Origin of the sequence: Paenibacillus nanensis, from assembly GCF_003583765.1 — a bacterium.
Taxonomy (GTDB): domain Bacteria; phylum Bacillota; class Bacilli; order Paenibacillales; family Paenibacillaceae; genus Pristimantibacillus; species Pristimantibacillus nanensis.
In genome coordinates this window covers 38,503-64,995 of record NZ_QXQA01000002.1, presented here as the reverse complement: position 1 = coordinate 64,995, position 26,493 = coordinate 38,503, and the positions used below count along the sequence as shown (strand labels likewise).

23 protein-coding genes are annotated in these 26,493 nt (G+C 49.9%); 22 read left to right on the top strand and 1 reads right to left on the bottom strand.

Features of this window, described 5'->3' with window-relative positions; genetic code table 11:
* Positions 1-84: 84 nt before the first annotated feature.
* The 21 genes from D3P08_RS03535 (at position 85) to D3P08_RS03440 (ending at position 24,918) form a co-directional block, all read left to right on the top strand.
* Positions 85-2,994 carry an extracellular solute-binding protein gene (locus tag D3P08_RS03535; protein WP_119598072.1) on the top strand — a complete coding sequence of 970 codons (2,910 nt, stop codon included), beginning with the start codon at positions 85-87 and terminating at the stop codon, positions 2,992-2,994.
* A 53-nt stretch (positions 2,995-3,047) separates the two neighbouring features.
* Positions 3,048-3,965: a carbohydrate ABC transporter permease gene (locus D3P08_RS03530; protein ID WP_206098921.1), complete on the top strand. Its 918-nt coding sequence runs from the start codon at positions 3,048-3,050 to the stop codon at positions 3,963-3,965.
* A 17-nt stretch (positions 3,966-3,982) separates the two neighbouring features.
* The gene (locus D3P08_RS03525) at positions 3,983-4,843 is read left to right on the top strand and encodes a carbohydrate ABC transporter permease (protein WP_119598563.1); all 861 of its coding nucleotides are present in this window, start codon (positions 3,983-3,985) and stop codon (positions 4,841-4,843) included.
* A gap of 15 nt (positions 4,844-4,858) precedes the next feature.
* On the top strand, positions 4,859-6,319 hold the full coding sequence (locus D3P08_RS03520) for a hypothetical protein (RefSeq protein ID WP_119598070.1): 1,461 nt from the start codon (positions 4,859-4,861) through the stop codon (positions 6,317-6,319).
* Positions 6,316-6,942 carry a YIP1 family protein gene (locus D3P08_RS03515; protein WP_119598069.1) on the top strand — a complete coding sequence of 209 codons (627 nt, stop codon included), beginning with the start codon at positions 6,316-6,318 and terminating at the stop codon, positions 6,940-6,942. Before D3P08_RS03520 ends, D3P08_RS03515 begins: the two co-directional genes overlap by 4 nt.
* 15 nt (positions 6,943-6,957) lie before the next feature.
* Positions 6,958-9,513, top strand: coding sequence for a DUF5696 domain-containing protein (locus D3P08_RS03510; protein ID WP_119598068.1), 2,556 nt, complete (start codon positions 6,958-6,960; stop codon positions 9,511-9,513).
* Positions 9,510-10,421: a carbohydrate ABC transporter permease gene (locus D3P08_RS03505; RefSeq protein WP_119598067.1), complete on the top strand. Its 912-nt coding sequence runs from the start codon at positions 9,510-9,512 to the stop codon at positions 10,419-10,421. Before D3P08_RS03510 ends, D3P08_RS03505 begins: the two co-directional genes overlap by 4 nt.
* 16 nt (positions 10,422-10,437) lie before the next feature.
* The gene (locus D3P08_RS03500) at positions 10,438-11,385 is read left to right on the top strand and encodes a carbohydrate ABC transporter permease (protein ID WP_119598066.1); all 948 of its coding nucleotides are present in this window, start codon (positions 10,438-10,440) and stop codon (positions 11,383-11,385) included.
* Positions 11,386-11,484: 99 nt separating this feature from the next.
* Positions 11,485-12,774: an endo-1,4-beta-xylanase gene (locus D3P08_RS03495; protein ID WP_206098914.1), complete on the top strand. Its 1,290-nt coding sequence runs from the start codon at positions 11,485-11,487 to the stop codon at positions 12,772-12,774.
* 22 nt (positions 12,775-12,796) lie between these two features.
* Positions 12,797-14,989 (top strand): ABC transporter ATP-binding protein, encoded by a 2,193-nt coding sequence (locus D3P08_RS03490; protein WP_119598065.1) that lies wholly within the window; start codon positions 12,797-12,799, stop codon positions 14,987-14,989.
* Positions 14,989-15,486: a DUF1854 domain-containing protein gene (locus D3P08_RS03485; RefSeq protein WP_119598064.1), complete on the top strand. Its 498-nt coding sequence runs from the start codon at positions 14,989-14,991 to the stop codon at positions 15,484-15,486. The genes D3P08_RS03490 and D3P08_RS03485 overlap by 1 nt, the downstream gene beginning before the upstream one ends.
* A 55-nt stretch (positions 15,487-15,541) precedes the next feature.
* Positions 15,542-16,150, top strand: a complete 609-nt coding sequence (locus tag D3P08_RS03480) for a methyltransferase domain-containing protein (protein ID WP_119598063.1) — start codon at positions 15,542-15,544, stop codon at positions 16,148-16,150.
* 156 nt (positions 16,151-16,306) lie between these two features.
* The gene (locus D3P08_RS03475; protein ID WP_119598062.1) at positions 16,307-17,077 is read left to right on the top strand and encodes a helix-turn-helix domain-containing protein; all 771 of its coding nucleotides are present in this window, start codon (positions 16,307-16,309) and stop codon (positions 17,075-17,077) included.
* 45 nt (positions 17,078-17,122) lie between these two features.
* Positions 17,123-17,257 carry a hypothetical protein gene (locus D3P08_RS27835; protein WP_276311117.1) on the top strand — a complete coding sequence of 45 codons (135 nt, stop codon included), beginning with the start codon at positions 17,123-17,125 and terminating at the stop codon, positions 17,255-17,257.
* A 40-nt stretch (positions 17,258-17,297) separates the two neighbouring features.
* Positions 17,298-19,598, top strand: coding sequence for a glycoside hydrolase family 95 protein (locus D3P08_RS03470; RefSeq protein ID WP_119598061.1), 2,301 nt, complete (start codon positions 17,298-17,300; stop codon positions 19,596-19,598).
* Positions 19,599-19,797: 199 nt separating this feature from the next.
* The gene (locus D3P08_RS03465) at positions 19,798-20,430 is read left to right on the top strand and encodes a hypothetical protein (protein ID WP_119598060.1); all 633 of its coding nucleotides are present in this window, start codon (positions 19,798-19,800) and stop codon (positions 20,428-20,430) included.
* Positions 20,431-20,471: 41 nt separating this feature from the next.
* Positions 20,472-20,798: a hypothetical protein gene (locus tag D3P08_RS03460; RefSeq protein WP_119598059.1), complete on the top strand. Its 327-nt coding sequence runs from the start codon at positions 20,472-20,474 to the stop codon at positions 20,796-20,798.
* A 1,533-nt stretch (positions 20,799-22,331) separates the two neighbouring features.
* Entirely contained in the window at positions 22,332-22,811 is a 480-nt protein-coding gene (locus tag D3P08_RS03455) for a hypothetical protein (protein ID WP_119598058.1), read from the top strand.
* Between the two features lie 40 nt (positions 22,812-22,851).
* A complete protein-coding gene (locus D3P08_RS03450) occupies positions 22,852-23,340 on the top strand; it encodes a hypothetical protein (protein ID WP_119598057.1) in 489 nt (162 codons plus the stop codon).
* Between the two features lie 249 nt (positions 23,341-23,589).
* On the top strand, positions 23,590-24,216 hold the full coding sequence (locus D3P08_RS03445) for a histidine phosphatase family protein (RefSeq protein WP_162848347.1): 627 nt from the start codon (positions 23,590-23,592) through the stop codon (positions 24,214-24,216).
* Positions 24,217-24,321: 105 nt separating this feature from the next.
* Positions 24,322-24,918 carry a hypothetical protein gene (locus D3P08_RS03440; protein ID WP_147381771.1) on the top strand — a complete coding sequence of 199 codons (597 nt, stop codon included), beginning with the start codon at positions 24,322-24,324 and terminating at the stop codon, positions 24,916-24,918.
* A 40-nt stretch (positions 24,919-24,958) separates the two neighbouring features.
* Here D3P08_RS03440 and D3P08_RS03435 read toward each other — a convergent pair whose 3' ends face one another.
* Positions 24,959-25,315, bottom strand: a complete 357-nt coding sequence (locus D3P08_RS03435; protein ID WP_119598054.1) for an MmcQ/YjbR family DNA-binding protein — start codon at positions 25,313-25,315, stop codon at positions 24,959-24,961.
* A gap of 195 nt (positions 25,316-25,510) precedes the next feature.
* Here D3P08_RS03435 and D3P08_RS03430 point away from each other — a divergent pair, with 195 nt between their 5' ends.
* Positions 25,511-26,098, top strand: coding sequence for a hypothetical protein (locus D3P08_RS03430; RefSeq protein WP_119598053.1), 588 nt, complete (start codon positions 25,511-25,513; stop codon positions 26,096-26,098).
* Positions 26,099-26,493: the final 395 nt, after the last annotated feature.

Sequence of the window (26,493 nt, the reverse complement as noted above, 5' to 3'; positions counted from 1 at the left end):
CATCGGCAGTTCCCTTGTAGATCCTCTTCTATATAGGGGCTGCCGATGAATTTGTATACGTCTTGCAGCTGGAGGGGAGAAACGTTGAGCATAAGAAAAAAGAGAGTGTCCATCGCGCTGCTGGCACTTGTCGTATGCGCGGCGTCCTTGTGGGCGTTCTATCCGTCAAGCACGACAGTAAGCGGCGGAGAGGTTCAGGCAATGGCTGATTTCAAAGCGATTACCGATGCGGCCGGGGAAGGCGGCTACGATGCCTACTTGAATCAATATGCGAGCGCGGCAAGACCGGATACGGTCATTCGGATCGAAGGCGAGGATTACGCCGACGCAGTCGGGGGAAGCTTTGCGACCCAGGACGGGCCGTACGGGCTTAGCGGCTCCGCCGTGATGACGCCCGAGTCCGGGACCATCGCCTGGGATGTGCCGGTAGAAACGGCGGGTTTGTATAACATTCGGATACATTACTATCCAATCGAAGGCAAAAGCTCGGCTATCGAAAGACAATTCGAAATAAACGGCGAGATTCCGTTCGATGGAGCGGATATTCTCTTGTTCGACCGCATTTGGGGCAATAAGCTCGAGGAGATTCAACGCGACGACCGAGGCAACGATCTCCGTCCGAGACAAGTGGAGAAACCCGATTGGCAGCTGGCTTCCTTTACGGACCGATACGGTTATTACGATGAAGCCTACGCCTTCTATTTCGAAAGCGGAACGCAGCGGATCTCCTTGACGGCGCTCAGGGAGCCGATGGCAATTGATTATATCGAGCTGTATCAACAGCAGCAGCCGAAAAGCTACGAACAACTGAAGAGCGAGTATTCGAACGGCGGAATAAGGCCTGCGGAGGATCAGGTCGTGCTAATTCAGGCGGAAGATGCGGCGTACAAGTCTTCTCCGACCTTGGCACCGGTATCCGACAGGTCCAGTCCGACCGTTATTCCATATGACGTTTCCAAGATCCGGATGAATTCCATCGGCGGACTCAACTGGAAGCTGCCCGGCCAATGGATTGAGTGGGAGTTCGAGGCTCCCGAAGACGGCTTATACCAAATCGCGTTTAAGGAGAAGCAGAACCAGCTGCGCGGCATCTATGCGACGCGGAGCCTTATGATCGACGGTGAATACCCGTTCCAGGAAATGAAGCGGATCCGCTTTAACTTCCAGCGCGATTGGCAGATGAACGTGCTCGGCGGGGAAGAGCCGTATTTGTTCCACCTTACGAAAGGAAAGCACCGCATCCGGTTGACGGTCTCGCTCGGCGAAATTGCGCCTTTGCTGCGGACAATCGAATCCAGCGTGCTTCAGCTTAACGAGATGTACCGGAAAATTCTTATGATTACGTCGAACACGCCCGACCCCTACCGCGATTACCAGCTGGAGAAGCGGATACCCGATATGGTGACGGTATTCGAGGAGCAGGCAGAGACAATTCAAAGCGTTGCGGATTACCTCGAGCAGGTTACCGGCGAAAAGAGCGACAAGGTAGCCGTCCTGCATTCGATGGTGCATCAGCTGAAGGATATGGCGCAATATCCGGAGACGGTAGCGAAGCGGCTCAATTCGTTCAAAATTAACGTCGGCGGTTTAGGCACGTGGATTCTGACGGTGCGCGAGCAGCCGTTGTCGCTCGATTACCTCGTCATTTCATCGCCGGGCTATGACCTGCCTAGAGCCGAGGCTACGTTCTTTGAAGAAATGAAGCATGAGCTTGGCGCGTATGTTGCTTCCTACACGGAGGATTACGACAGCATCGGCAATACGTCGAGCGGCGGCCGTTCGATCGATGTCTGGATTACGACGGGACGCGATCAGGCCCAGGTGCTGAAGGCGCTGATCGACGATTCGTTCACGCCGGAGACGGGCATCTCCGTGAGGCTGCGCCTCGTGCCGGCCAACATTCTACTGCCGGCCACGCTTGCGGGGGAAGGCCCTGACGTCGCGATGCAAATCGGGGAGGACGTTCCCGTCAATTACGCGATGAGGGGGGCGGCGGCTGACCTGACTCAGTTCGAGGATTACGAAGAGGTGGCGGGAAGATTCCGCGACAGCGGCCTTGAGCCGTACAAGTACGAAGATGGCGTCTACGCGCTTCCCGAGCAGCAGATGTTCCCGATGATGTTCTATCGCCAAGATATTTTGGAGGAGCTTGGTCTGACGCCGCCTCGGACATGGCAGGATGTCTACAATATGATTTCGGTGCTTCAGAAGCATAACATGGAGTTTTATTTGCCTCTCGAAGCGGCGAACGCGACTCCGAACGCAACGCTTGTCCCGAATGCGACGTTCTCGATGCTGCTGTATCAGAACGGCGGCGAGTTTTACCGGGAAGACGGCATGCAGAGCGCGCTTGATTCCGACATCTCAATGGACGCCTTCAAAAGATGGACGCAGTTCTATACCAGCTACAAGTTCCCGCTGCAAGCGGACTTCCCGAACCGGTTCCGGACGGGCGAGATGCCGATCGGCATTGCCGATTATACAACGTATAACATGCTGACGGTCATGGCGCCGGAAATTAAAGGATTATGGGATTTCACGATCGTGCCGGGCACGGAGCTGGCGGACGGGTCGGTTAACCACGAAGTCGCCAGTCACACGACCGCGGTAATGATGCTCGACAACGCCGAAGACAAAGCGTCGGCTTGGGCATTCATGAAGTGGTGGACCGGCAAGGAGCCCCAAATTGCTTACGGCCGGGAGATGGAAGGGCTAATGGGCGAAGCCGCGCGTTATCCGACGGCTAACATCGAAGCGCTCGAGGAGCTGCCATGGCCGGTTAAAGACTATAACAATTTGGAGAGCCAGTGGAAGTGGGTGCAAGGCATTCCGCAGGTACCTGGCGGCTACTTCACGGGCAGGCATCTGGACAACGCCTTCCGCAAGGTCGTCAATGCGAATCAGAACCCGCGCGAGGCGTTCTCGGACTATATTCTCTATATTAACGACGAGATCGAGATCAAGCGGAAGGAATTTAATTTACCGTACGAATAAGGGGGTGGGAGAAGGTGCAAACGGAGACGAACGTAACGACCGCGAAGGACGCCATTCGTCCGGCGCGGCAATCCAGGCTCGCCCGCATTGGCAAAGAATTGAACCGCAGCAAGCATTATTACTTGCTGATGAGTCCTTATATGATCATCTTTTTCCTGTTCACCGTCATACCGGTCGTGCTGTCGCTCGGCCTCAGCTTCTTCTATTTTAATATGCTCGAGTTCCCTCGTTTCGTGGGCTGGCAAAACTATTCGAGACTGTTTCTTAACGACGATATCTTCATGATCGCCTTGAAGAATACGTTGATGTTCGCGGTTATTACCGGCCCGATCAGTTATTTCGCCTGCTTCGTATTCGCGTGGATCATTAACGAGCTGTCGCCGAAAGTGCGGGCCTTTATGACCCTCATATTTTACGCGCCTTCCATTTCAGGCAACGTGTTCTTCATTTGGCTGATCGTGTTTTCGGGAGACAGCTACGGCTATTTGAACGGTTTCCTGATGAAAAGCGGCTTTATTCTTGAGCCGATTCAGTGGCTGCTTGACGAGAAATACATTCTGCCGATCGTCATGATCGTTCAGCTATGGCTCAGCCTCGGCACCAGCTTCCTCGCGTTTATCGCGGGCTTGCAGACGATCGATAAGACGTTAATTGAAGCGGGGGCGGTTGACGGAATTAAGAACCGCTGGCAGGAGCTGTGGTATATTACGCTGCCTTCCATGAGACCGCAGCTGATGTTCGGGGCTGTCATGCAGATTACGGCTTCGTTCGCGGTAGCGGATATCTCGATTGCCTTGGCGGGCTTCCCGAGCGTGAACTATGCGGCGCACACGGTCGTGACGCATCTGATGGATTTCGGCACGATCCGGTTCGAGATGGGGTACGCGTCCGCGATCGCGACGGTGCTGTTCTTCCTAATGATCGGCTCGAACAAGCTGACGCAGAAATTGCTTAGAAAGGTGGGCGAATAATCGTGGTATACAGATGGATGACTGCCTTTCGGACGCCCAAAAAGCTTAACCGTTCCTTCACCGTCAGCTTCATGCTGTTCGCATTCCTTGCCGTATTCGGCGCTTTCATGGCATTGCCTCTCATTTATGCGGTGAACAATGCGTTTAAGCCGCTCGATGAGCTGTTTATTTTCCCGCCGCGATTTTTCGTGGTGAATCCGACCTTGGAGAACTTCTATGACCTGTTCGCCTTGATGGGAAATTCCTGGGTTCCGCTGTCCCGGTACATTGCCAACACGCTGCTCATAACGATCATCGGTACGGCGGGGCATATCCTGTTGGCGTCGGCTGCGGCTTACCCGCTCGCCAAATACCGGTTCTACGGCTCAACCGCGCTGTTCTCCATCGTCGTGCTGTCGCTGATGTTCTCGCCGCACGTCACAGCAATTCCGAACTACATGGTGATGTCGTGGCTCGGCTGGATTAATACGCATGCTTCGATTATTATCCCGTCGCTGGCGTTCCCGCTCGGATTATTCCTAATGAAGCAATTTATGGAGCAAATTCCCGACGCGCTGCTGGAGGCCGCGAAGATCGACGGCGCGAACGAGTACCGCATTTACTGGAGCATTGTCATGCCGAATGTAAAGCCGGCGTGGCTGACGCTTATGATATTGCAGTTCCCTATGCTGTGGGGCTCGGACGGAGGCAGCTTCATCTACAGCGAGAACCTGAAGACGCTTCATTACGCGCTGGGGCAAATAACGCTCGGGGGTATCGCCAGGGCCGGCGTCGGCGCCGCGGTCGCGTTAATTCTGATGATCGTTCCGATCACGCTCTTTATCATCTCCCAGAGCAGCGTCATGCAGACTATGGCGACTTCAGGGATGAAGGATTAGAAAGGAGCCGCGATGATGATAAAAAGCATGTTTAAGGGAAGAACGCTGCTCCTGCTTGCAATATGCTGCCTGCTCGGCACATCGCTTGGCGCTCCGGCGGCTTATGCCGACGGGGAGGGAGCTTCCTATAACTACTCGTTCTGGGGGAATACCGTCACGTCGCCCGCGGCTTATCAGGCAACGGACTTGTACAACGGCTCCGATTTGGGCGCGGGCGCTTTTAAGGAACCCAACGATTTGCATGTAGCCGCAGATAACCGCATTTACGTGCTGGATTCGGGCAATAACCGGATCGTCATCCTGGATGAGCGGTTCAAGCTTGACCGGGTTATCGATTCCTTCGTACGGGACGGGCAACCGGACACGTTCGCGAATCCGCAGGGACTGTTCGTGACGGACAAAAATGAAGTCATCGTTGCCGATACGGGCAACCATCGCGTTGTTCATCTAAATTCGGACTTCGAATGGGTGAAAACAATCGAGGCGCCGGAATCCGAGCTGCTCCCGGCGAACTTTCAGTTTCAGCCTGTTCGCGTCGTGATGGATAAGGCTCAGCGGACTTATGTCATGGCAACCGGCGTCTTCGACGGTTTTATGGAATTTAACGCGGAAGGAGCTTTCACGTCCTTCATCGGAGCGAACCGCGTCTACATCGACCCGGTCGAATATTTCTGGAAACAGATTTCGACGCAAGCGCAGCGCAGTCAGATGGTCATGTTCACCCCGACGGAGTTCACGAACCTTGACATCGATGGCGAAGGCTTCCTTTACGCGACGAACGGCGATCAATGGGGCGATAACATCAAAAAGCTGAATGCGCAAGGAAACGATATTTTAAGGCGCACCGGTTACTTCAGCCCGCAAGGGGACATCCGGTACTCGGTCGATACCGGTCCATCGAGACTGATCGATATCGATGTCGGGGACAGCGAAATCTATTCCGTGCTCGACTCGAAGCGGGGGCGCATCTTCACGTACAACGGCGACGGCCATTTCATGTACGTGTTCGGCGGACTCGGCAACCTGCTCGGCGAGTTCAAGACGCCGACGGCCATCGAACGTATCGGCGACGATTTTATCGTGCTGGACAAAGCGCTCGGCGAAATCACGGTGTTCCGGACGACGGCATACGGCCGGACGCTGAACGAAGCCGTTCGAAGCTACTACCGCGGCGATGAGCAGAAGGCATACGAATTGTACAGCGAGACTGTCAATATGAACGCGAATTTGGAATTCGCTTACGCCGGTATCGGCAAGGCGCTGCTTCGCCAAGGCGACTATGAAGAAGCGATGAAGCATTTCAAGCGAAGCATGGATCAAGGTAATTATTCCAAGGCGTTCCTTCTCCACCGCAAAGAAGTGCTGCGTCAATATTTCGGAGGAATCATGACCGTGATCGTTGCGGCTGCGGCAATCTGGCTGGGGACGATGGCCTACCTGAAATCGGCGAGGAGAAAAAGGGGTGTGTCCTATTGAATAAAGAGCTCGTAAAATTCCCGTTCCACCTCATTGTTCATCCGTTCAACGGTTATTGGGATTTGAAGTACGACCGGGGTACCAAATTCAATTTAATGGTTTCGTATGCCGTATTGCTGCTATTGGCGGTCACAAATATATTGAGTGCGCAGTACAGCGGGTTTCTCGTCAATCTGTACAACCCGAACGAGATGAACAGCCTGCTGGAAGTGGTCTATGTCGTAGTGCCGGTGCTCTTCTGGTGCGTCGCCAATTGGTCGCTGACTACGCTTATGGACGGAGAAGGAAAATTCGTTGAAATTTTTACGTCGACCTGCTACGCCTTGATCCCTCTTGTCGTCGTTAATTTTCCATGGATATGGCTCAGCAACGTCATTTCGCTTCAAGAGACATCCTTTTATTACTTTTCGAACGCTGTCGCCGTCTTGTGGTTCCTGTTCCTGCTTTTTGTGGGCAACATGACCGTGCATCAGTTCTCCGCGGGGAAGACGCTCGGCATTATGGCGCTCACCGTCGTGGCAATGGGTTTTATGGCATTTATCGGGCTGTTGTTCTTCAGTCTGGTGCAGCAAATCATAGCCTTCATATCCGTTATCTATCAAGAATTGGTCATGAGGAGCTAGGAAGGAGGGGGAGTGATGGCCATTAACGCAAAAAACTTACTGCTAGGCGCCTGCCTGCTGCTCAGCCTGCTCGCGGCCGGCTGCTCGGATGCCGCGAATACCGCGAGTTCGGATGGCGAGCCAGCGGTCGCCGCTTTTGAACAAGGCAAGCCTCTCACGGCGGCCTTCACGGATTCACGAGCCGCCGGCATGAAGGGAGTAGCCGAGAATAACGAGCTTCGGCTGCTTGTGGACGATCAATCGGGAGCGGTAGCTGTCGTCCATAAAGCCAGCGGAGAGATTTGGTACAGCAATCCGACCGATCGCGATACCGACTCCCTGGCCGCCGGCGTGAACAAGAGCGAATTGTCCGCTCAGCTCAAGCTTCAATATTACAACTCGTTCGGACAGATTAACGCGGTAAATTCCTTTACGGATGCCGTCGTGCACAAGCAAATCGGCTTTGAGCCTATTCCAAGCGGAGTGAGAGTGAACTATCAATTCGGGACGAGCGCCAAGTCTGCTGAAGATATGCCGCAGAAGATGAGCGCCGCCCGTTTCGAAGCGCTGCTCGGCAAGCTGGACAAAGCGGGCCAGCGCGCGTTGATGCTTGTCTATACGGAAGAGAAAGAAAGCGGCGTGTTCGTGCGCAACGATGGCGCGCTTAAGGGACTCCAGCTGGAGCGGGCGCTCAAGGCTTTCGAAGACGCCGGGTATACGGAAGACGAGCTGGCGATCGACATCGCGGAGAATAACCTAAGTCAGACGAAGCCGGAGCCCCGATTGTTTTTTGCCTCGATCGAATACACGCTGGATGGGGACAGTCTTGTCGCCAAAGTGCCCGTGGACAGCATCCGCTATCCGGAGGAGTATCCCGTAAGCACGGTGTCGCTGCTTAGCTACTTCGGCGCCGGTGGAACGGAGGAGGAAGGCTCGATCTTCGTGCCGGACGGCTCTGGCGCGCTAATCCGCTTTAATAATGGCAAAACGCAATATCCGGCCTATCAGCAGCCGGTGTACGGCTCGGATAAAACGATGGACCGCACCGAAGACGCGGTGAATACGCAGGAGATCCGCCTCCCCGTGTTCGGCCTCTTGAAGGAAGGAGGCGCGATGCTCGGCATCATCGAGCAAGGCGCGTCGGCCGCGACCGTAAACGCCGATATTAGCGGCAAAATCAATAGCTACAATTACGTGTATCCAAGCTTTACCGTCCTGAACAAAGCCGATATGACCCTTAACGCGAATGACCAGCAGCGTTCGATTCCGGCATTCCAGAAGCGCCCGATGTCGACCGATTTTTCGGTCCGTTATGCGTTCCTCGGCGGGGAACAAGCATCCTTGAAAGGGATGGCGCACTATTATCAGCAGTATTTAATTCAAAGCAACGGGCTTCCGGAACCTGCGCAAGCCGAAGAGAAAGCGGGCAATATGCCGTTCTATCTGCAGCTGATCGGCAGCATCTCCAAGCAGAAGCATTTCGCGGGCATTCCTTACCGGGCGCTGGAGCCTCTGACGACGTTCGAGCAGGCGGAGGACATCGTCAAGCAGCTGCAGCAGCTGGAGATCCGCGATATTAAGCTGCGATATGCCGGCTGGTTCAATGAAGGACTCGACCATAAGGTGCCGGATAACATATCGGTCGATAAGGAAATCGGAGGCAGCAGGGGAATGAAAGCCTTCGCTGCGTTCGCCAAGGAGCAGAACGTCGAGCTCTATCCGGATGTCGCCGTCCTGATGGCCAATTCCGGTTCCGGATTTAATGAAGCAAAGGAAGCGGCCAGGACGCTTCGCGGGGATCCCGCAACGATCTATCCTATTGATTTGGCGCTTAATCGCCGTGACCGAAGTAAAAGTCCGTCTTATATCGTCTCGCCTAAGAAGGCAGCCGGATACGTGGACGGTTTGCTCGATGATTTTGCGGCATTCGAAACGGGCGGCATTTCGCTTCGGGACCTGGCGGATCAGCTGAACAGCGATTTCCGCAAAAACAAGCTGATTGACCGCGCGGAATCCGAGCGTCTGTCCGTACAGTCCTTGAACAAGATGAAAGAATCGGGCATGAATGTGATGGCTGAGGGCGGGAATGCATATGCGCTGCCGTTCCTGACCGATATTACGAACGCGCCGATGTCGAGCAGCAAATTCAAAATCGAAGATGAAGAGGTTCCGTTCTACCAAATGGTTGTGCGCGGGTATGTCGATTACGTTGGCGCGCCATACAATTTGTCCACCTACACCGATGTAAAGCCGTACATTTTGAAATGTCTGGAGTACGGCGCGGGCGTCTATTTCGAATGGATTTATGAGCCTAACTTTAAGGTCAAGGATACGGACGACAACCATCTGTACGCGGTGAATTACGAGCTTTGGATCGATGAGGCGGCAGACATTTACCGTGAAGTGAACGCGATATTGAAGAATGTGCGGCACGAACCGATTACGGATCACGAGAAGCTGGAAGACGGCGTATTCCGAACGGAGTACGGAAACGGCATGTTCATCATCGTGAATTATAACCGGTCCGCCGTGACGGTAGACGGGCGGACGATCGAAGCCGAGAGCTATGTGACGGGTGGTGTGCAATCATGAAATCCTTTTTGAAGCTCGGATTCAAAGGGCGAACGTACGCGCAGCAGAAAGCTTTCTGGGGATTCCTCTATGTCCTGCCGTGGCTGCTTGGGTTCATCTTCTTCTTCCTTGTCCCGCTGCTGACGTCTTTACGGTACAGCTTCAGTACGATCGAGGCCAAATCCAGCGGCATCTTAATATCGTTCGCCGGTTGGAAAAATTACGTCGAGGCTTTAACCGTCAACACGAGCTTTAACCGCACGCTGACGGAATCCATTGTCAATATGGTGGTCAATGTGCCGCTCATCGTTATTTTCAGCTTGTTCCTGGCCGTCTTGCTTAATCAGAAATTTGTAGGCCGGTCGGTGGCGCGGTCCATTTTCTTCCTGCCGGTTATTCTCGCCTCCGGCGTCATTATGAGCCTGGAGAGCACAAGTTTGGTGCAGGCCATCAATGACCAGAGCGAAAGCTCAGGCGTTCTAAGCGGCTTCGGCAGCTTTGAGCTTGCGCGGATGATGCTGCAAGCCGGTGTCAGCGAAACGATCGTCGACTACTTGACGGGGGCCGTTGACCGCATTTATCAAATCGTCAGCCAATCCGGCGTCCAGATTCTGATTTTTCTGGCGGGCATTCAGACCATTTCGCCTCAGCTGTACGAAGCATCCAAAATTGAAGGCGCGACCGGCTACGAAGCGTTCTGGAAGATCACGTTTCCCATGGTCAGCCCGCTCATTCTGGTCAATATGATTTATACGATCATCGATTCGTTCTCGCGCAACGCGCTGACGGATCTCATCCGCGATACGGGCTTCGTCAATTTCAATTTCGGGCTTAGCTCGGCTATGGCTTGGATCTATTTCGTTGCGATCGCTGTCATCCTTCTGATCAGCACGTATCTGGTATCCCGGAAAGTCTTTTATCATGAATAGGAGGAAGGTGCAAGCGATGATTCTTACCCGGTTGTTATCGATCGAAAGCTGGAAGCGCTGGCTGTGGACGATCGTAAGGCTGACGTTGATCGCTGGTTTGTCATTCGTCATCCTGTACCCGATTCTGCAAAAAATAGCAACGGCCATCAAGCACCAGTCGGATCTCTATTCGCCTATCGTCGTCTGGATTCCTGAGACATTCACGCTCGACAATTTCCGGAACGCGATCGAAATTATGGATTATTGGGAGACGCTGCTTAATACGTTTTCTTTATCGGCCATGACGACCATACTGACCGCAGTTTCCTGCGCGCTGGCGGGTTACGGCTTTGCCAGGCTCAAGTTTAAAGGAAGCAACCTGTTGTTTGCCGGTGTAATTCTGACGATATTGGTGCCGCCGACAACGATTCTTATCCCGATTTATTTGAATTTGAAGGATTTTACGCTGATGGGCATTATTCCTTTGCTTACCGGCAAGCCCGTCAATCTGTTGAACTCGTATTGGCCGTTTATTCTGACATCCCTCACGGCGAACTCGCTCAAAGCCGGGTTATACATTTTTATATTCCGGCAGTTCTTCAGAGGCATTCCGAAGGAAGTGGAGGAAGCGGCGTACATCGACGGCGCGGGCGTAGGCAGAACGTTTACGCGGATCATGCTGCCGAATGCAATTCCGGCCATCATTACGACAACGCTGTTTTCGTTCGTGTGGCAGTGGAACGACAGCTTTTTCACGACGACCTATCTCACCTCAAGCAAGGTGATGTCGACCCAATTGTCTTCGTTGCCCTATAATCTTGCGATCGAGCTATCGGGAGGGGACGCATCCAAAGCCGATCCGTTCTACTTGAGCATGGTTCAGGATACAGGCATTTTGCTCGCGATTCTGCCGCTGATCATCATTTATTTGTTTGTACAGCGGTATTTCGTCGAAAGCATTGAACGAACGGGAATTGTTGGTTAAAAAAATGGAATAGAGTGGAAGGAAAGCGCCTTGCAAAAGCCGAACTTATCGGCAAGGCGCTTCTTTTGTTCTTGGAAATGAGGGAGTCGATTGAAGCAAATGAGCAAGAAATCTACAAAGGCGGCTTTATACACAGTCATTGGTGTGGTACTGCTTGTCATTCTGCTGTTCGTTACGAATCGTTATGAAGGGAATGGCTCTGGAGAGATGCCGGACAGCACGCAGACTGAATTAAGCGCAGATGCTCCGGCAGCCGAGAATGAACCGGCAGGCAAGCCGGATGAGAAGGACGGGGCTGAGCGTTCTGCGGCTCCTTCCGCATCGCCAGTGCCGACTCCTGCGGAGCCTTCGGTGCAGACGGACATTCCTTCGCTTGCGGAGACGTACGCGGAATTTTTCCCGATTGGAGCCGCCATTGAGCCGTTCCAAACCGAAGGGTTGAAGGCCGAGCTGCTGAAGAAACACGTCAATTGGCTGGTTGCCGAAAACGTCATGAAGCCCGACGCGATCCATCCTGCGGAGGATCAATACAATTGGACGAATGCGGACCGGATCGTCGCTTTCGCCAAGGAGAACGGCATGGAGCTGCGGTTCCATACGCTGGTGTGGCATACGCAGGTCGGCGCCTGGTTCTTCAAGGATCCGGAAGGAAACCTGATGACCGACGAGACCGACCCGGCGAAGCGGGAGGCGAATAAGAAGCTGCTGCTGGAGAGGCTTGACCGGCATGTCCGCACGATTGTAGACCGTTATAAGGACGATATCGCCTCCTGGGATGTTGTCAATGAAGTCATTGAGCCGGCCGATCCGGACGGCATGCGGGCCAGCGACTGGTACAAAATCGCGGGCGCCGATTATATTGCTACGGCTTTCCGCGCGGCGCGCGAAGCGGGAGGGCCGGATATTAAGCTGTATATTAACGATTATGGGACCGACGACCCGAAAAAGCGCGACCGGCTGTATGAGCTGGTAAAGGGGCTGCTGGATGAGGGCGTTCCTATCGACGGCGTCGGCCATCAGACGCACATTGACGTATACGGGCCTTCCATTGAAAACATCATGGCGTCGATGCAGAAGTTTGCGGAATTAGGATTGGATAACATCGTCACCGAGCTGGATATGAGCATCTATAGCTGGAACGACCGCAGAGATTACGGCGCGGACATCCCGGAGGATATTCTGACGAAGCAAGCGGACCGTTACGGGGAGCTGTTCCGGGCTTTCCGGGAGAATAAAGAGATTGTAAGCGGCGTCGTATTCTGGGGCATCGCGGACGATCATTCCTGGCTGGACGGCTTCCCGGTGAAACGCACCAACGCGCCGCTCCTGTTCGACAGGCAATACCAAGCGAAGCCGGCATTCTGGTCCGTCATTGATTCGCTGGAATAGACCAACTAATGTGGAGGTATTTATGACCATCATGGACCATCTTCCGGATCGATTCCGGGAGCAATTAACGTCCGCGCCGCTGTTCTGCTGCCGAACCGATCTGCTGCTAGACGGCAGCTTCGGGGAGCAATGGATGGCGGTTACGGAAGAAGCGATTACCGTCTGGGAACAGGAAGACCGGCCCAAAGCTAAGTTTTCCGTCCTGACATTGAGCGATGCCAGGGTATCGGGAGGCATCGGCGGCGGCTCGCTGATCATCGAGACCTATGAGGGCCCCGTTGTGCTTGCCCGGTATACAGCCGCGCTAGCTTCCATGTTCGGATTCGCGGCGAAGCTTATCGGAGCTCTTGCCAAACAGGAGGAGCTGCCGGTCATCTCCGAGCGGGATCTCCCGAGATACTGCCCTACCTGCGGGCATCCGCTCGGCGAAGGCACGCAGGTGTGCCAATTTTGCATGAACAAAGGGAAAGCCGCCGCGCGCGTGCTTCGTTATGCCAAGCCTTATAAGCGCCAGATGGCAACCGCGGCTTTCCTGCTCATCCTAACCACTCTCATCGAATTGGTGCCGCCTTATATTACGAAGCTCATTATCGATGACGTGCTTCAGCCAAAGGCCGCAGGCTCTGCTCTGCTCATTTTTGTCGTTGCGCTTGGCGTCACGACCGTTCTGATGGCGGTCATGCAAACCGTGCGGGGATATATCGGGATATGGGTCGGCTCCAAGCTGATGGGCGATATCAGGGGCGATATTTACGGGTCGCTGATGAGACTGTCGCTAGCTTACTTCGATAGGCGGCAGACGTCCCAATTCATCGGGCGCGTCAACAGCGACGCCGAATCGATGCGCCAGTTTCTGACGGATGGCGTCATCTATGTTACCGGCGAGCTGCTGCGGATCGTGGCGATCAGCGTTATTATTTTCAGTCTCGATTGGCAGTTGTCCTTGCTCGCTCTTCTCCCTGTGCCGTTCATGATCGTCGCATCCGTTACGATCTGGCCGAAGGTCGGGCGCCGATTGTATCAGCAATGGCGCTCTATCTTCCGGCTGAACACAATGGTAGGCGAGTCGATGCAGGGGATTCGCGTCGTGAAGGCGTTCGGCCGCGAGAACGAGGAGATGTCCCGTTATGATGGCGCTAACGCCGAAGTCGTACGCAACAACATTAAGACGGAAGGACTGTGGCAGTTCATCTTCCCGGCCTTCCATCTTATTGCAGGCATAGGGACGCTGCTGATCTGGTATTACGGCGGCGGCAAGGTGCTCGGCAACGAGATTCAGCTGGGGGTGCTTATGGCGCTCGTCGCTTACTTGGGCATGTTGTTCGGGCCATTGCAATGGGTCAGCCAAATGGTCAACTGGGCGAGCAACGCGATTGCCGCGGCTCATCGTATATTCGAAATCATGGATACGCCTTCCGAGGTTCCCGATGCAGACCGGCCGGCGCCGCTTGGAAAAATCCAAGGAAGCGTGGTTTTCGAAGGCGTTACCTACGGCTATGAAAAACATCATCCCGTACTGAAAGGAGTGAGCCTTCGCGTTCAGGCGGGCGAGATGATCGGTCTTGTCGGTCATTCCGGGGCAGGCAAATCTACCTTCATCAATCTGCTCTGCCGCTTCTATGATACGGACGAAGGCTCCATCCTTATCGACGGCGTGCCGATCCGGCAAATCAGCCAATCCGACCTGAGACGGCAAATCGGGGTTGTGCTTCAGGAGACGTTCCTGTTCGACGGATCGATTGCCGACAACATCGCGTATTCCAAACCGGACGCGACGCCGGAGGAGATTATGCGCGCGGCAAAAATCGCGAACGCGCACGATTTTATCGTCAGATTGCCGGACGGTTACGATACGAAGGTCGGGGAACGCGGACATAAGCTGTCCGGCGGCGAGAAGCAGCGCGTGGCGATCGCGCGGGCGATTATTCACGATCCGCGAATTTTAATCCTGGACGAAGCGACCGCATCCGTCGATACCGAGACGGAGCGTCAAATTCAGGAAGCCATCTCGCGGCTGGTCAAAGGGAGGACGACATTCGCCATTGCTCACCGGCTGTCTACGCTTCGGAATGCGGACCGCCTGGTCGTGCTCGACCGGGGCAAAATCGTTGAGGTCGGCACCCATGAGCAGCTGCTGGAGAAAACGGACGGCGTCTACCGCAAGCTGGTGGATGCGCAGCAGGAAATGTCGCAAATCAGGGGGGTCAGCGTGTAATGGAGCAACAATTCGATATTCGAATGCTAATGAAAACTGAAATTGCCTTAACACGCAACAAGGGCGGCGTGCTTCAAGGAATGGTATGCGGGAAGCGTCACGAAGAGCTGATCGTGTACCGCTGCTTCCCTTTCCAATATGAGTCGAGCTATCTCTCGATTCGGGATGCCAAGGACGTGGAGCTCGGGATCGTTCGCGACATCGGGGAGCTCGATCCGGAGAGCGCGGCCGAGCTCGAGAAGGAGCTGCAGCTCCGGTATTTCCTGCCGAAAGTAACGCGCGTAGACCGTGTGAAGAACAAATCGGGCTTATGGCTGTGGGAGCTGCAAACCCACCTAGGGCCGACCCGGCTGGCGATGCGCAATCTTCACGAGCATATCCAATATCCGGGCGGCGGCAGGATCATTTTGACGGATTTGAACGGCAAGCGCTGCGAAATTACCGATTGGCAGGCGCTGGATTCGCATAGCCGGAAGCAGCTTGAGGAAATTGTTTGAGGATTGTCTATAACCAAAAATTTCATTTGGTCAAATAGGTGCTGGAGGATTCTCGATGGATACGGATATGGATGAAAAGTTATTTCGTTATTATCTTGAACTGAAAGGTCCTGAAGCAGGCGAATGGAATTGTTCTCCGCAATGTCTGCATGCAGAAATGGTAACAAGAAACTATATACGAAAATCATTCAAACTCAATGAAGGAATTCAAGTTTGCAACGTTGGAATTGGAACTGGGGATTGGGATGACTACCTTGGTTACTGGCTTAAAGGGATGGGGTGGTTAACAAGTATTGATATAAACAAAGAAATTTGTGAAATATTTGCTTATAGGCAAAAATGCGAACAGCATCCCAATCCTTCTAAAGTTTTATGTAAAAGCATTTTTGATCCCGGTTTGCCTAAAGGGCAATTTGATATTGTAACTTTAATAGGTTCTGCAATCAACGAGTCTGGTGATTTCAAAAGATGCTTGGATTCATGTTTTAGCTTATTAAAACAAGAAGGGTACCTCATGTTGATGGCAGGCTTAAATAACGGCTCTCTGGAAATGTTAGAAATTTACATTAGAGAAACAGCGTTTCAGGTAGAACACAATAAGAAATACGAAGATTATCCCGAATACCCGTTTTACATATGCAAAATTAAAAATAAGACTTCATGAAACTAAAACAAATCCAGTTACCGATGAATTTGACATTAATTCAACTTAGATATCCGTTCTTCAACCAGCGGTTGGATTCCCTCATTCGGCTCGATACTCACCGAGCAGAAAACTCGTTATTGTAGGGATATACCAATTAGAGGAGGTTCTCATTAGATGGCAGGATTAAGCGATATTGGTGTAAAAATTACACGACTCCGGAAGTCGGAGGGCTTAACACAGGAGGAACTGGGAAAACGTTTAGCTGTTTCTGCCCAAGCCGTATCGAAATGGGAAAACGGGGATTCCTTGCCTGATCTTCCGCTCATCGTTGAGCTGGCGGGGATTTTTAATTGTACGACCGATTATTTATTGGGACGCGAAGGTGGACTCGATTCGCTGCTCCCCCACATTCGCGAAACGTTTGTAACGATGACGGCAGATCAAAAAATCGCGTTTCTTGGCGATATTATTACGTTAACAGAAATGCCTTTGCCTTCACCTCCATTGGAATCCGACAGTCATCCCTCACTAGTGCACGTTCAACTGGGGCCAGTCGGGATCGGTCTCTGGGCAAAGGATCGGTTGGTCTGTATCGCCACGACTACCTTTCTACAGGAAGCGATTGAAACGTTAAGGGGGGAAGCGGATTTTCCGCTTACCCTTCTGTCTGAAGAGACTCGCACGATCTTGCTAGCCCTATTGAGGAATATGGATGATTTAAAGCCGGATTATGCGGTAGATGAAGTTACGTTACGTTCTCTGATGGCTCATTCCGAAAATTTCGAGGATGTTCTTACGAATTGTATTGAACTCGGCTTTGTAGATCGGGTACGAGGCGGTTACCGGTTAAATGTCAAGGGAGATCTTGCGGTTCGATTATTAGCCATCATTCATCAATCCGTCAACAAACGGGGGACGATGAATGTGACGGTGGGGAGACCTTAGCGCTCCTTTGGTCCGAACAACGGATATGTCGAGCTGGCAAATGGAATGATCGAATCGAACTATTGGACCCGCGTTTTGTATTCGTCATCGCTGCAGCCGCCGTACATCCCGACAACGAGCATGTCCGTATCGTTATGGCAGATTTCCGAGGCTTACAAATTGGGGTTCGCGTACTGGTGAAGCGGCGATTTGGAAAATAACGACAGAAGGAAAGGTGTCCATGACAAACTCATTGATGCTGTGGTATGACAAGCCGGCGAATAGCTGGAATGAGGCGCTTCCGATCGGCAACGGCCGCATGGGCGCGATGCTGTTCGGCAGAACCGGCCAGGAACGTATCCAATTGAATGAGGATTCCGTATGGTCCGGCGGGCCGATGGATCGGAACAATCCGGATGCGCTTGAACAGCTGCCTGAAGTACGGCGGCTGTTGACGGAAGGGCGCCTCGCAGAGGCGCAAAGGCTGGCCGCTATGGCTTTATCCGGCACGCCGGAGAGCCAGCGGCATTATGAGCCGCTCGGCGACCTGCTGCTCGAATTCGGCCATAACGAATCGGAAGTATCGGGTTATCGGAGGGAGCTTGATCTGAGTAACGGATCGTCCTTCGTTACCTATCATTGGAGGGGAACTCGGTACGAGAGGGAGCACTTCGCGAGTTATCCCGACAGCGTCATTGCCATACGTTTATCGGCAAACCGCGGCGGAGCGGTATCCGTCAGGCTTCGTTTCACGCGTGGGGGACAGCGCTTCATTGACCGTCTACGAACCGAACCGGACGGCTTACTTGTAATGAATACCGGTATTGGCGGTCCGGATGGGATTCAAGTCAGTTCGGTGGTGAGCATTCAGACGAGCGGGGGAACGGTCGCGAAGTTCGGGGAGTTTCTTGTCGTTGACCAGGCTGATGAAGCGGTCATCCTTGTAAGCGCGGGAACTACTTATCGGCATGAGGATCCGGAAGCATATTGCCGGGAGATCATACTTGCGGCACGGCGTAACGGTTACGAGGAGCTGCGGGCGAGGCATGCCGCCGACTACCGCCGATTGTTCGGAAGAGTGTCTCTCACTTTGGGCGAATCAGACGCTGCCATCATGGAGCGACCGACAGACGTGCGGCTTGCCGCGCTCCGGGAAGGGACTGAAGATCGCGAACTTGAGACGCTCTATTTCCAATACGGACGTTATCTGCTTCTTGCAAGCAGCCGCCCGGGCTCGCTGCCGGCTAATCTGCAGGGCGTCTGGAACGAGCATTTCACGCCGCCTTGGGATTCAAAATATACAATTAACATTAATACGCAGATGAACTATTGGCCGGCGGAAAGCTGCAATTTGTCCGAATGCCATGAGCCTCTATTTGACTTGATCGAGCGTATGCGGCCGAATGGACGGGAGACGGCGCGGCGAATGTACGGCTGCGAAGGCTTCGTCGCTCATCATAATACCGATTTGTGGGGCGACACGGCGCCGCAAGACATCTGGATTCCATCTACGGTATGGCCGATGGGAGCGGCATGGCTGTGTCTTCACTTATGGGAGCATTTTGCTTATACGCAGGATCGGGTATTTCTAGCGAAGGCGTATGAAACGATGAAGGAATCGGCATTATTTTTCCTTGATTATTTGATAGAGACTCCGGATGGGAAGCTAGTTATTTCGCCATCCGTCTCGCCGGAGAATACGTACCGGCTGCCGAACGGGGAGACGGGGGCGCTATGCGCCGGTCCTTCGATGGACACCCAGATCCTTGACCATCTATTTGGCGCTTGCATCGAATCGTCGAAGCTGCTTGAGCTTGACGACTCGTTCCGAGAGCGATTAACGGAAGCGCGGTCGCGTTTGCCTCAGCCGAGGATCGGGCGTCATGGCCAGCTGCTGGAATGGATGGAAGACTATGAGGAGGCGGAGCCGGGACATCGGCACATCTCGCATTTATTCGCCCTGCATCCGGGCTCCAGCATCACGCCGCGAAGCACTCCAGAGCTGGCTGCGGCGGCAAGGGCAACGCTGACAAGGAGGCTTGCGCACGGCGGCGGCCATACCGGCTGGAGCCGGGCTTGGATCATTAATATGTGGGCGCGCCTTCGCGACGGTGAGGAGGCCTATCATAACCTCGCTGCGCTCCTGCGCGATTCGACGCTGCCTAACCTGCTGGATAACCATCCGCCTTTCCAAATCGACGGCAATTTCGGCGGGACCGCCGGTATCGCGGAGATGCTGCTGCAGAGCCACGAAGGCGTGCTCGACCTGCTCCCAGCTCTCCCGACAGCATGGCCGACGGGTTCCATCACAGGCTTGCGGGCGAGAGGCGGCTTCGAGGTGGACATCGAGTGGGGTGAAGGAAAGCTGCGGCAAGCGATAATCCGTTCACTCTATGGCGGGAAATGCCGGGTTCGGTTGGATGGTCAGAAGCTATCGTTAGCAACGGAATCCGGTACGATTGCGGGTATTGATTTGGAAAGTGATATGACTAGCTTTGAGACAGTCGCGGGGCATTCGTATAGAGTGACCATTCGGCCCTGATGTTCGCATTGTGAGGCACAGCTCGTGATGAGCTGTGCCTTATTGAGGTTATTTCTGTAAATGAAATGCAAATCCAACCGTCACTTTTTTGGACTGGGTAACATACCATTCGCCTGCGTTTATCGGTAATTTTGCTAAACTAAGTTGGGGGAGGTATGTGCTATGCTAGGAGAAAGGCGATCGGCCGGGAGGGTTGTAGGTGTTCATTAACCAGAAGAAGAAAATTAGAGGCTGGAAAAGACAGATTAGGAAAATTGATAAGTGGAAACGACGAGTGATTGATTTCGATATCGAGCATTTTAATCAATACCATAGGGATTATGCAAAGCTTTGGATCCATCCATTTTACGCTATCCCGCGCAGAAATCCTCCTGCTTGGTACAATCGATTTCTCCTTGAGGCCATGCTGGATGTTCATTTAAATTGGAATGAAAAGCTAACTGATACGGGTGAAGACTATTATCTAAAGTTATGGATTTACGACCCGCATTTTATCCATTCCCAAGTGGTAGCCGCGTATAGAAACAGTCTTCACTTCTACGACAAAGCTTTTGACGTTGGAAGTCAGGAAAAGCAGTTTCCTTTCTATAAGTTCGACTACCTGAGAGAAAAGCTGGAAAGGTTTGATTGGTGTCAACATATCGATTGCGACGTTTTTACAGAATGCGAACTGTTGGACAATGTTCAGCGGGGATGGATGAGTGAAAAGGAAATTGAAGCGATTAAAGGGAAAGCTTACAAAGTCGAAACCATTCATCTTTCGGATGGGGATACGGATAAAACGTACAGCGTTCAAGTTGGGGATGTTTGGATCGGTACAATAAAGAAATAAGAAAATCGTTCAACCTGTTTACCGTTAGGGGGGGTGATTCTATGAAAATAATGGAGGTAACCACAGAGGGTTTTCGTTTTATTGACAAGGATGGTAAGCACACAGTAGTAGATTTTAAACAATGCAACGAAAACTGGATTCGTTATCAAAAAACCAGGAATAGATGGTCAGATGAGGAGGCGCAGGAGTTTCGAAAAAAAAGTAATTGTATCGGCCAACGCGATATCTGCGCAAAACCATGTTATTTTACCTTTTTCACGGAGCCCTACACGAAAATAGAATTCAATGGTTTACGAGCGAAGAAAAAATTTAGACACTTTCAGATGAAGATAATAGAGGCAGGTTGGACTACATTTGATTTGAGCTAATAATGCTATCGACCAAACCTCTGAGGGCGGACTCCAAAGTGTAACAAATTGGGGATAGCCGAAAACCGGTAATGAAGGGAAGGCCATCCCCATTACAATAGGAACATCAATTTAAACAAGATTTCGCATCCCAGCCTCGGCGCTACTGGCTATGAAGGCGGACTTCTCGCCGTATCAACCGACTATGTCCGCTAGCGAAGGCTTGTCCGCGCCGCCTTACCGGGTCGCTCATTCCGGCGATGCACCAATTAGCAAGAGCACGCCTGCAGCTAATATTAGCCCAAACCTCTCGTAAGCGCACAAATTTCTCCTGCAGCGTCCTCGATAAATCCGATAGTCGTATTAACTCATCGTTCGCTTTTTTGGATGAAGCGACTTGTGACTCTGTTTTTATTCAGCAAATCTTGGACAGCCGACATGTTCAGTGAAATCGTCATTTGGTTCGGCTCTATATTGTGAACAGAATCTGCTGATTGGAATGAATGTTTCCGATTGACTTTTCTGAAACGACCGCCGAGCGAGAAATACTGCACTGCATTTAACGAAGGGTATTAGATTGTCTGAACTCAGACAGATAGCCTAACGAATCATTACGGCAAACGGCACAAAAACGGCTTCAATAATAATTCGTTTGTTCGTTGAGGCTGACAGTTGACCGCAACAAGAGCTATAGATCAAACGTTCTAAGAGGAGAAGGATTAATATGGAGAATCGGGAGGCTGAACATGGATACTTTGCGAATATTATCTGGCATTGCGTGGATTTTCTTATTTTGGGTAGGCGTCATCGTTGCAGCTTTGTTCATATTTAATAAGTTTTTCAGAAAACGTTAATAAAACGGGAGCCGCGGATAACGTCATACCATTGTGGAAATTGTAATTCATTTGGAGGTGAAATGAACGATCAGAGGGCAGCCATTTTTGTTTTCAGCGTTGGGGGTGAATCGATGAGAAGTAAAATAATGACTGGTATATGGATTCTATTTGGTTTTTTGATTTTTTCAGCTTGCAGTACTATCGAAGGTTAGAAACAGAAAGAGACGGTTAATGTAAACTCGTGTCAATTAACACTTGATACTGATTTACTAGAGACTGCCAAGAAGGGCCATCTTAAAGGTATTCATGTAGATTTATCTTATTTAAAAAGTACACTAGAAGAATCATATGGAAAACCCGATGAAACGGGGTTTTATAATGCAGAATATTTAAAATACGATAACTGCTATTTCTATATTTGGGATGAAAATAAGATCGGCGCTATAGATATAATAATCAATTTTACGGCAGACAAGGTGAAAGAGGTGCTAGGGAAGCCTGATTTTGAAGGTAAATCTGATGCTGGATTTGATGAATATGTGCTGGGATATCAAGCAGAAGATAATTATTTATATTTTAAATACAAGGAAAAGGATTCAACCACTGGAGTTTTTCGATTTAAGAAGTTGTAATTATTTACACGTAAATAGCCTGAACGATTGTGGAGAGGCCTAAGGAGCGGGGGAGTATTGACAATGTATGAACCATTAGCCATTTTTTGGGTAGAATCAATCAAATCGGGGGGATATATATAAAATTACGTTTTTTATTGGTGCTTTTATTAACCGCACCTATCATTCTTTTAAGTTGTACAAATAACGTTCCTAATAATAATTCTATGAAAGAGAACGAGCAGGGGACGGTTTATTTTGGAAAGGGAGAAGTATGGCTCGCCACCTATTCAGTATTCAAAGTAAATAATTCATTATTTGATTCACTTTATATCCAGTATATTGGGAAAAACAGAGATGAGAGCATCGGGCCAATTGAATATTCTCTCGTTGGCGATGGATTTAAGTTTGAAAGTCAATATTCTCAAGAACTAAAAGGAGTTAGAAGTTTTCACACATCATCTGAGGCAAATGCAGACATTTTTTCTTTTGAGCCCAACAAAGATGGTGTGTTTACACTCACGATCAAATACAGCGGAAAAACAGAAACTCTACACCTCAGTAGCCTAATCCAAAATGAGAATTAGCTTAGGCGTCACCAAACTTGCCCGAGGAGAGGAGTTTTTAATGAAGCTGCAACTGATTACGTATATTTTAGCATTAATTTTCGTCACAGGATGTTCTAAAGAGCCTAATTTGATTTACTCTGCACCAACCAGCGAACAGATCACAATGTATGTAACTAGCAATAATTTGGAGGTTCTAGATAGCATTTGGATAAAGGACAGTGCTTTAATATTGCTGAAAAATTCTTTCATAACATTGTATTCGGATCAGAATGAAAAGTTATACGATCAAAAGATAACCTGGGCATCAAACAATAAAGAAATAATTACTGTAGGAAACGGAATACCCTATATAGCAATTATTATAGGTGATGATTTGATGGATATTGGGGCTGCGTATCTTAATGTAGAATATTCGGATGGGAAGATTGAATCAAGGGGGATTAGCGACAAGAAGGGCTTATTACTATCTAGCTTTAGTCATGCCACGGTACAAAATATTTCCGTCATTAATGCCAAGGATGAGGTGATTTACAGTAAATCAAGATGAGTATAGGAACATAGGAGAAAGTTACTGTGTGTGAAATAGCTATTAATTACTTAAAGTAGAAGATTTTGAGCGACAAACAGGGCTTACGTCACTGGCAGACTATAAGAAGTTCCTACTTCTACATAATGGTGAAGAAATTATAACGGATTGAAATAAGTTAGACTTATTATTTGCCAGGGATTTTTTTTGGAATCCACCCACGTGTACAATAAAAGATCGTTATTAATTATAAATGGAGCGATGAGGTCAATGACGCAGCTTTTCCTAATAAGACATGGTGAGGCTTGTATTTTAAAGGACGGAATTGTTAATGATTATGGACTGACAGAGTTGGGGGTGGCGCAAGCTAGAAAACTTAGGGATCGGCTAGTTAGTTCAGGGGAAATTCAGGCGGATGTTTGGATCTCAAGCTCATATCTTCGGGCGAAGCAAACCGCTGAGATCATTGCCGAGGGGCTAAAGGTTTCTATTATTCTGGATGATGATTTTCAAGAGATGCGACCTGGTCAAGCCCTCGGCATGAACAAAGAGAGCTTGGACGAACTACTGGCCTTGCATAACCCAAGGCGGAACCCGTTTTCCAGTATAGCTCCCGAAGCCGAGAATTGGCCTCAATTTGTTTTGCGTGTAGGAACAGCTCTAGAACGAATTTTTCATCAATATGAGGGAAAGACCGTTGCAATCGTGTGTCATGGTGGTGTCATCGATTGCTCATTTCAGTTTTTTTTCGGATTAAACGCCTTTGAAATGCCGAAGGTTGGATTTCATACTGAACATACGTCCATTACGCACTGGTCGAAGGAAGAAGATGAGACTTGGTCGCTTATAAAGTATAATGATGCCCGACATTTAGAAGGATCGGCTGTTTTTTATTGAAGTAACTGGAAATTTAGTGCGACAAACCCCACATTCAAGGCGTATACATTATGAAGTAAACATGGCGCACATTACACGAAAGGATGTTAGCATTGAATAGAGAGGATGAAATTATTGAAAAAACCTAAGATAAAAAGTCTCCTATTACTACTTCTAGTCATTGCTATTGCCTCTAATTTATATATGCACCATAAATTCAATCACTTTATACATCAAAAACAAAGTCAAAATCAAACTGATTTATGGTCTATTTCCGTTAGTGGTGAGAATTTAGCTAAAAGGCTAGAGGATTTTCTCCAACATTCACATGAAGCCGATAATGAGGAAGTAAAAGAAATACTGGATAACTCATGGAGAGTGGTTCTCGGGGAAAGCCAAAGTATCCGTTTTTATTTAGGTAGAGTGAGTCCACAGGATATGGAGGAACTGGCCCCCAGGTGGAGCTTATTACAGTATAGCTTACTGCGTATTGATGATTTTTTACACGGTCTAAATTTTAATTTCCTAGAACAAAGATCTTATTCCATAAACAATGAAGAAGTAGAAAAATTAAAGGCTGTTGTTACTACATATAAAAAAATACATGAGGCAGTAAAGAATAAATCCGAACATCCGGAACTTGTGATTGACTCCCTAACCGACCAAATGATGATTATAGATCATCATTACGCATCAATCTTAGAGACATTGGAGCTTGATTAGAACGCGGTCTTCTTGATCAACAACTCGCCTGCACCTCTATCTATTTTGTTAATTTGTAACTCCAATTTATTAAATCGAAGATTTCAGCTTTAGGATAAGGACTATCCAGAACAATTGTAATCCAATGTTCCTTATTCATATGGTACGCGGGCAAAATCCCTTGTTGACTCCTTAATATGCTAATAAATTCCGGGTCGCCCTTCAAGTTAATAATATCAACTCTGCCTTCCCCTGGTAAACCTAATTTCACTCTCGGTACATTCATTATCACTCCATACCACTTGCCATCACGGTCATGTCTTAAAACCGCATAATTCGGATACTTGAACCAAGGATAGTCTGGCTCTGTATTAAATTTTTCCTTTACATAAGAGAAAATTTCTTCTCTATCTATCATAAAATCACCTCCGGAAAAACCTTGTTGCCATTCTGACCACAATTCGGAACGCCTGTTCTTATTGTGATTATATCAGGACTTCGGACTAGTAACAAATATCAACATTAACAGGTTTTGAACGCAACAAGGACCTTTATTCTAACGTTTAAAGAGAAGAATTGGAAAAGATTGTGAAGCGGGGGGAGTACTATCATAATGAATAAGTTCCCTAAGCTATCGATAGCTACAGCAGCCTTAATTATTTTGTCTATTTTTGGGTACGCGTCTGGGTATAGGTTAGATGGTCTTAGCGCAGCAAGAGCAAATACATTAGTACCTAAAGACTCTGTATTGATCGATGAAGTTATGTTTAGTTGGGGTGGAATTTATGTTTTCGACTCTTCTGAGAAGCCAGTAACGGCCATCAGCACTAAAAAGTTTGGATTACTATGGACTTCCAAATCGTCAGTGTGGCAGTTCCATCATAATGATTCGATAAAAACAATCGGTAGTGCAACATTCAATGAATCAGGCAAAAAGGCAACAATACTATGTGTTCTAGTGAACGATTCGAATATATCCTACATAGAAGCGGGGCCTGGTGAAAACAGAATCATAAAACATGTGCAAATTGGAGAACCATTAACCTTTTCTTGGGAAGAATCAATCCAAACAGACAGACTTTCTCCAAAGGCATTCGATAAAAATGGAAAGTTGCTTTTTGATTACCGTTATCCCGAAACAAGCTTTATACGGCAAGAAGATTTGAAATGGTATCCAGTCAAGGACATCTTGAGGCCGTAATCATTCCAAAAGATTTAGTAAGTTATTAATATGGTTCATTTCGGGAGGGGATGTAGGGTGAAGTTACAGCTATTGTTAACAAAGCCGGACATGAGGTTTTAAAATGCTTCTCATTGAATGAACATGAACTAAAACATACATGACTTACCGTCAGCAGCTTCATACGCTGTTGTTAGGTTCGATAGCAGATATCTGATCTGAGCTTGACCCACAGACATTTATTGAAGCCGCGGCGCTATTAAACGATGTCATTCCCCATATTCGCCAAATACTTTCGTGGGATTGAACGTACGTGGAACCCTGTTATGTAAAGTAACCAATTGGATCGTAGAGGCTGAATCGAATGGATTAAAAGATACAGGTTAGGTTATTCCTTTTTGAGAAGTCTGATCACC

Excerpts from the sequence above, each read along its gene's own strand:
- D3P08_RS03525 (WP_119598563.1), top strand. The coding sequence starts at position 3,983 with ATGACTGCCTTTCGGACGCCCAAAAAGCTTAACCGTTCCTTCACCGTC.
- D3P08_RS03520 (WP_119598070.1), top strand. The coding sequence starts at position 4,859 with ATGATAAAAAGCATGTTTAAGGGAAGAACGCTGCTCCTGCTTGCAATA.
- D3P08_RS03510 (WP_119598068.1), top strand. The coding sequence starts at position 6,958 with ATGGCCATTAACGCAAAAAACTTACTGCTAGGCGCCTGCCTGCTGCTC.
- D3P08_RS03505 (WP_119598067.1), top strand. The coding sequence starts at position 9,510 with ATGAAATCCTTTTTGAAGCTCGGATTCAAAGGGCGAACGTACGCGCAG.
- D3P08_RS03500 (WP_119598066.1), top strand. The coding sequence starts at position 10,438 with ATGATTCTTACCCGGTTGTTATCGATCGAAAGCTGGAAGCGCTGGCTG.
- D3P08_RS03495 (WP_206098914.1), top strand. The coding sequence starts at position 11,485 with ATGAGCAAGAAATCTACAAAGGCGGCTTTATACACAGTCATTGGTGTG.
- D3P08_RS03490 (WP_119598065.1), top strand. The coding sequence starts at position 12,797 with ATGACCATCATGGACCATCTTCCGGATCGATTCCGGGAGCAATTAACG.
- D3P08_RS03485 (WP_119598064.1), top strand. The coding sequence starts at position 14,989 with ATGGAGCAACAATTCGATATTCGAATGCTAATGAAAACTGAAATTGCC.
- D3P08_RS03480 (WP_119598063.1), top strand. The coding sequence starts at position 15,542 with ATGGATACGGATATGGATGAAAAGTTATTTCGTTATTATCTTGAACTG.
- D3P08_RS03475 (WP_119598062.1), top strand. The coding sequence starts at position 16,307 with ATGGCAGGATTAAGCGATATTGGTGTAAAAATTACACGACTCCGGAAG.
- D3P08_RS27835 (WP_276311117.1), top strand. The coding sequence starts at position 17,123 with ATGATCGAATCGAACTATTGGACCCGCGTTTTGTATTCGTCATCGCTG.
- D3P08_RS03470 (WP_119598061.1), top strand. The coding sequence starts at position 17,298 with ATGACAAACTCATTGATGCTGTGGTATGACAAGCCGGCGAATAGCTGG.
- D3P08_RS03460 (WP_119598059.1), top strand. The coding sequence starts at position 20,472 with ATGAAAATAATGGAGGTAACCACAGAGGGTTTTCGTTTTATTGACAAG.
- D3P08_RS03450 (WP_119598057.1), top strand. The coding sequence starts at position 22,852 with ATGAAGCTGCAACTGATTACGTATATTTTAGCATTAATTTTCGTCACA.
- D3P08_RS03445 (WP_162848347.1), top strand. The coding sequence starts at position 23,590 with ATGACGCAGCTTTTCCTAATAAGACATGGTGAGGCTTGTATTTTAAAG.
- D3P08_RS03440 (WP_147381771.1), top strand. The coding sequence starts at position 24,322 with ATGAAATTATTGAAAAAACCTAAGATAAAAAGTCTCCTATTACTACTT.
- D3P08_RS03435 (WP_119598054.1), bottom strand. The coding sequence starts at position 25,315 with ATGATAGATAGAGAAGAAATTTTCTCTTATGTAAAGGAAAAATTTAAT.
- D3P08_RS03430 (WP_119598053.1), top strand. The coding sequence starts at position 25,511 with ATGAATAAGTTCCCTAAGCTATCGATAGCTACAGCAGCCTTAATTATT.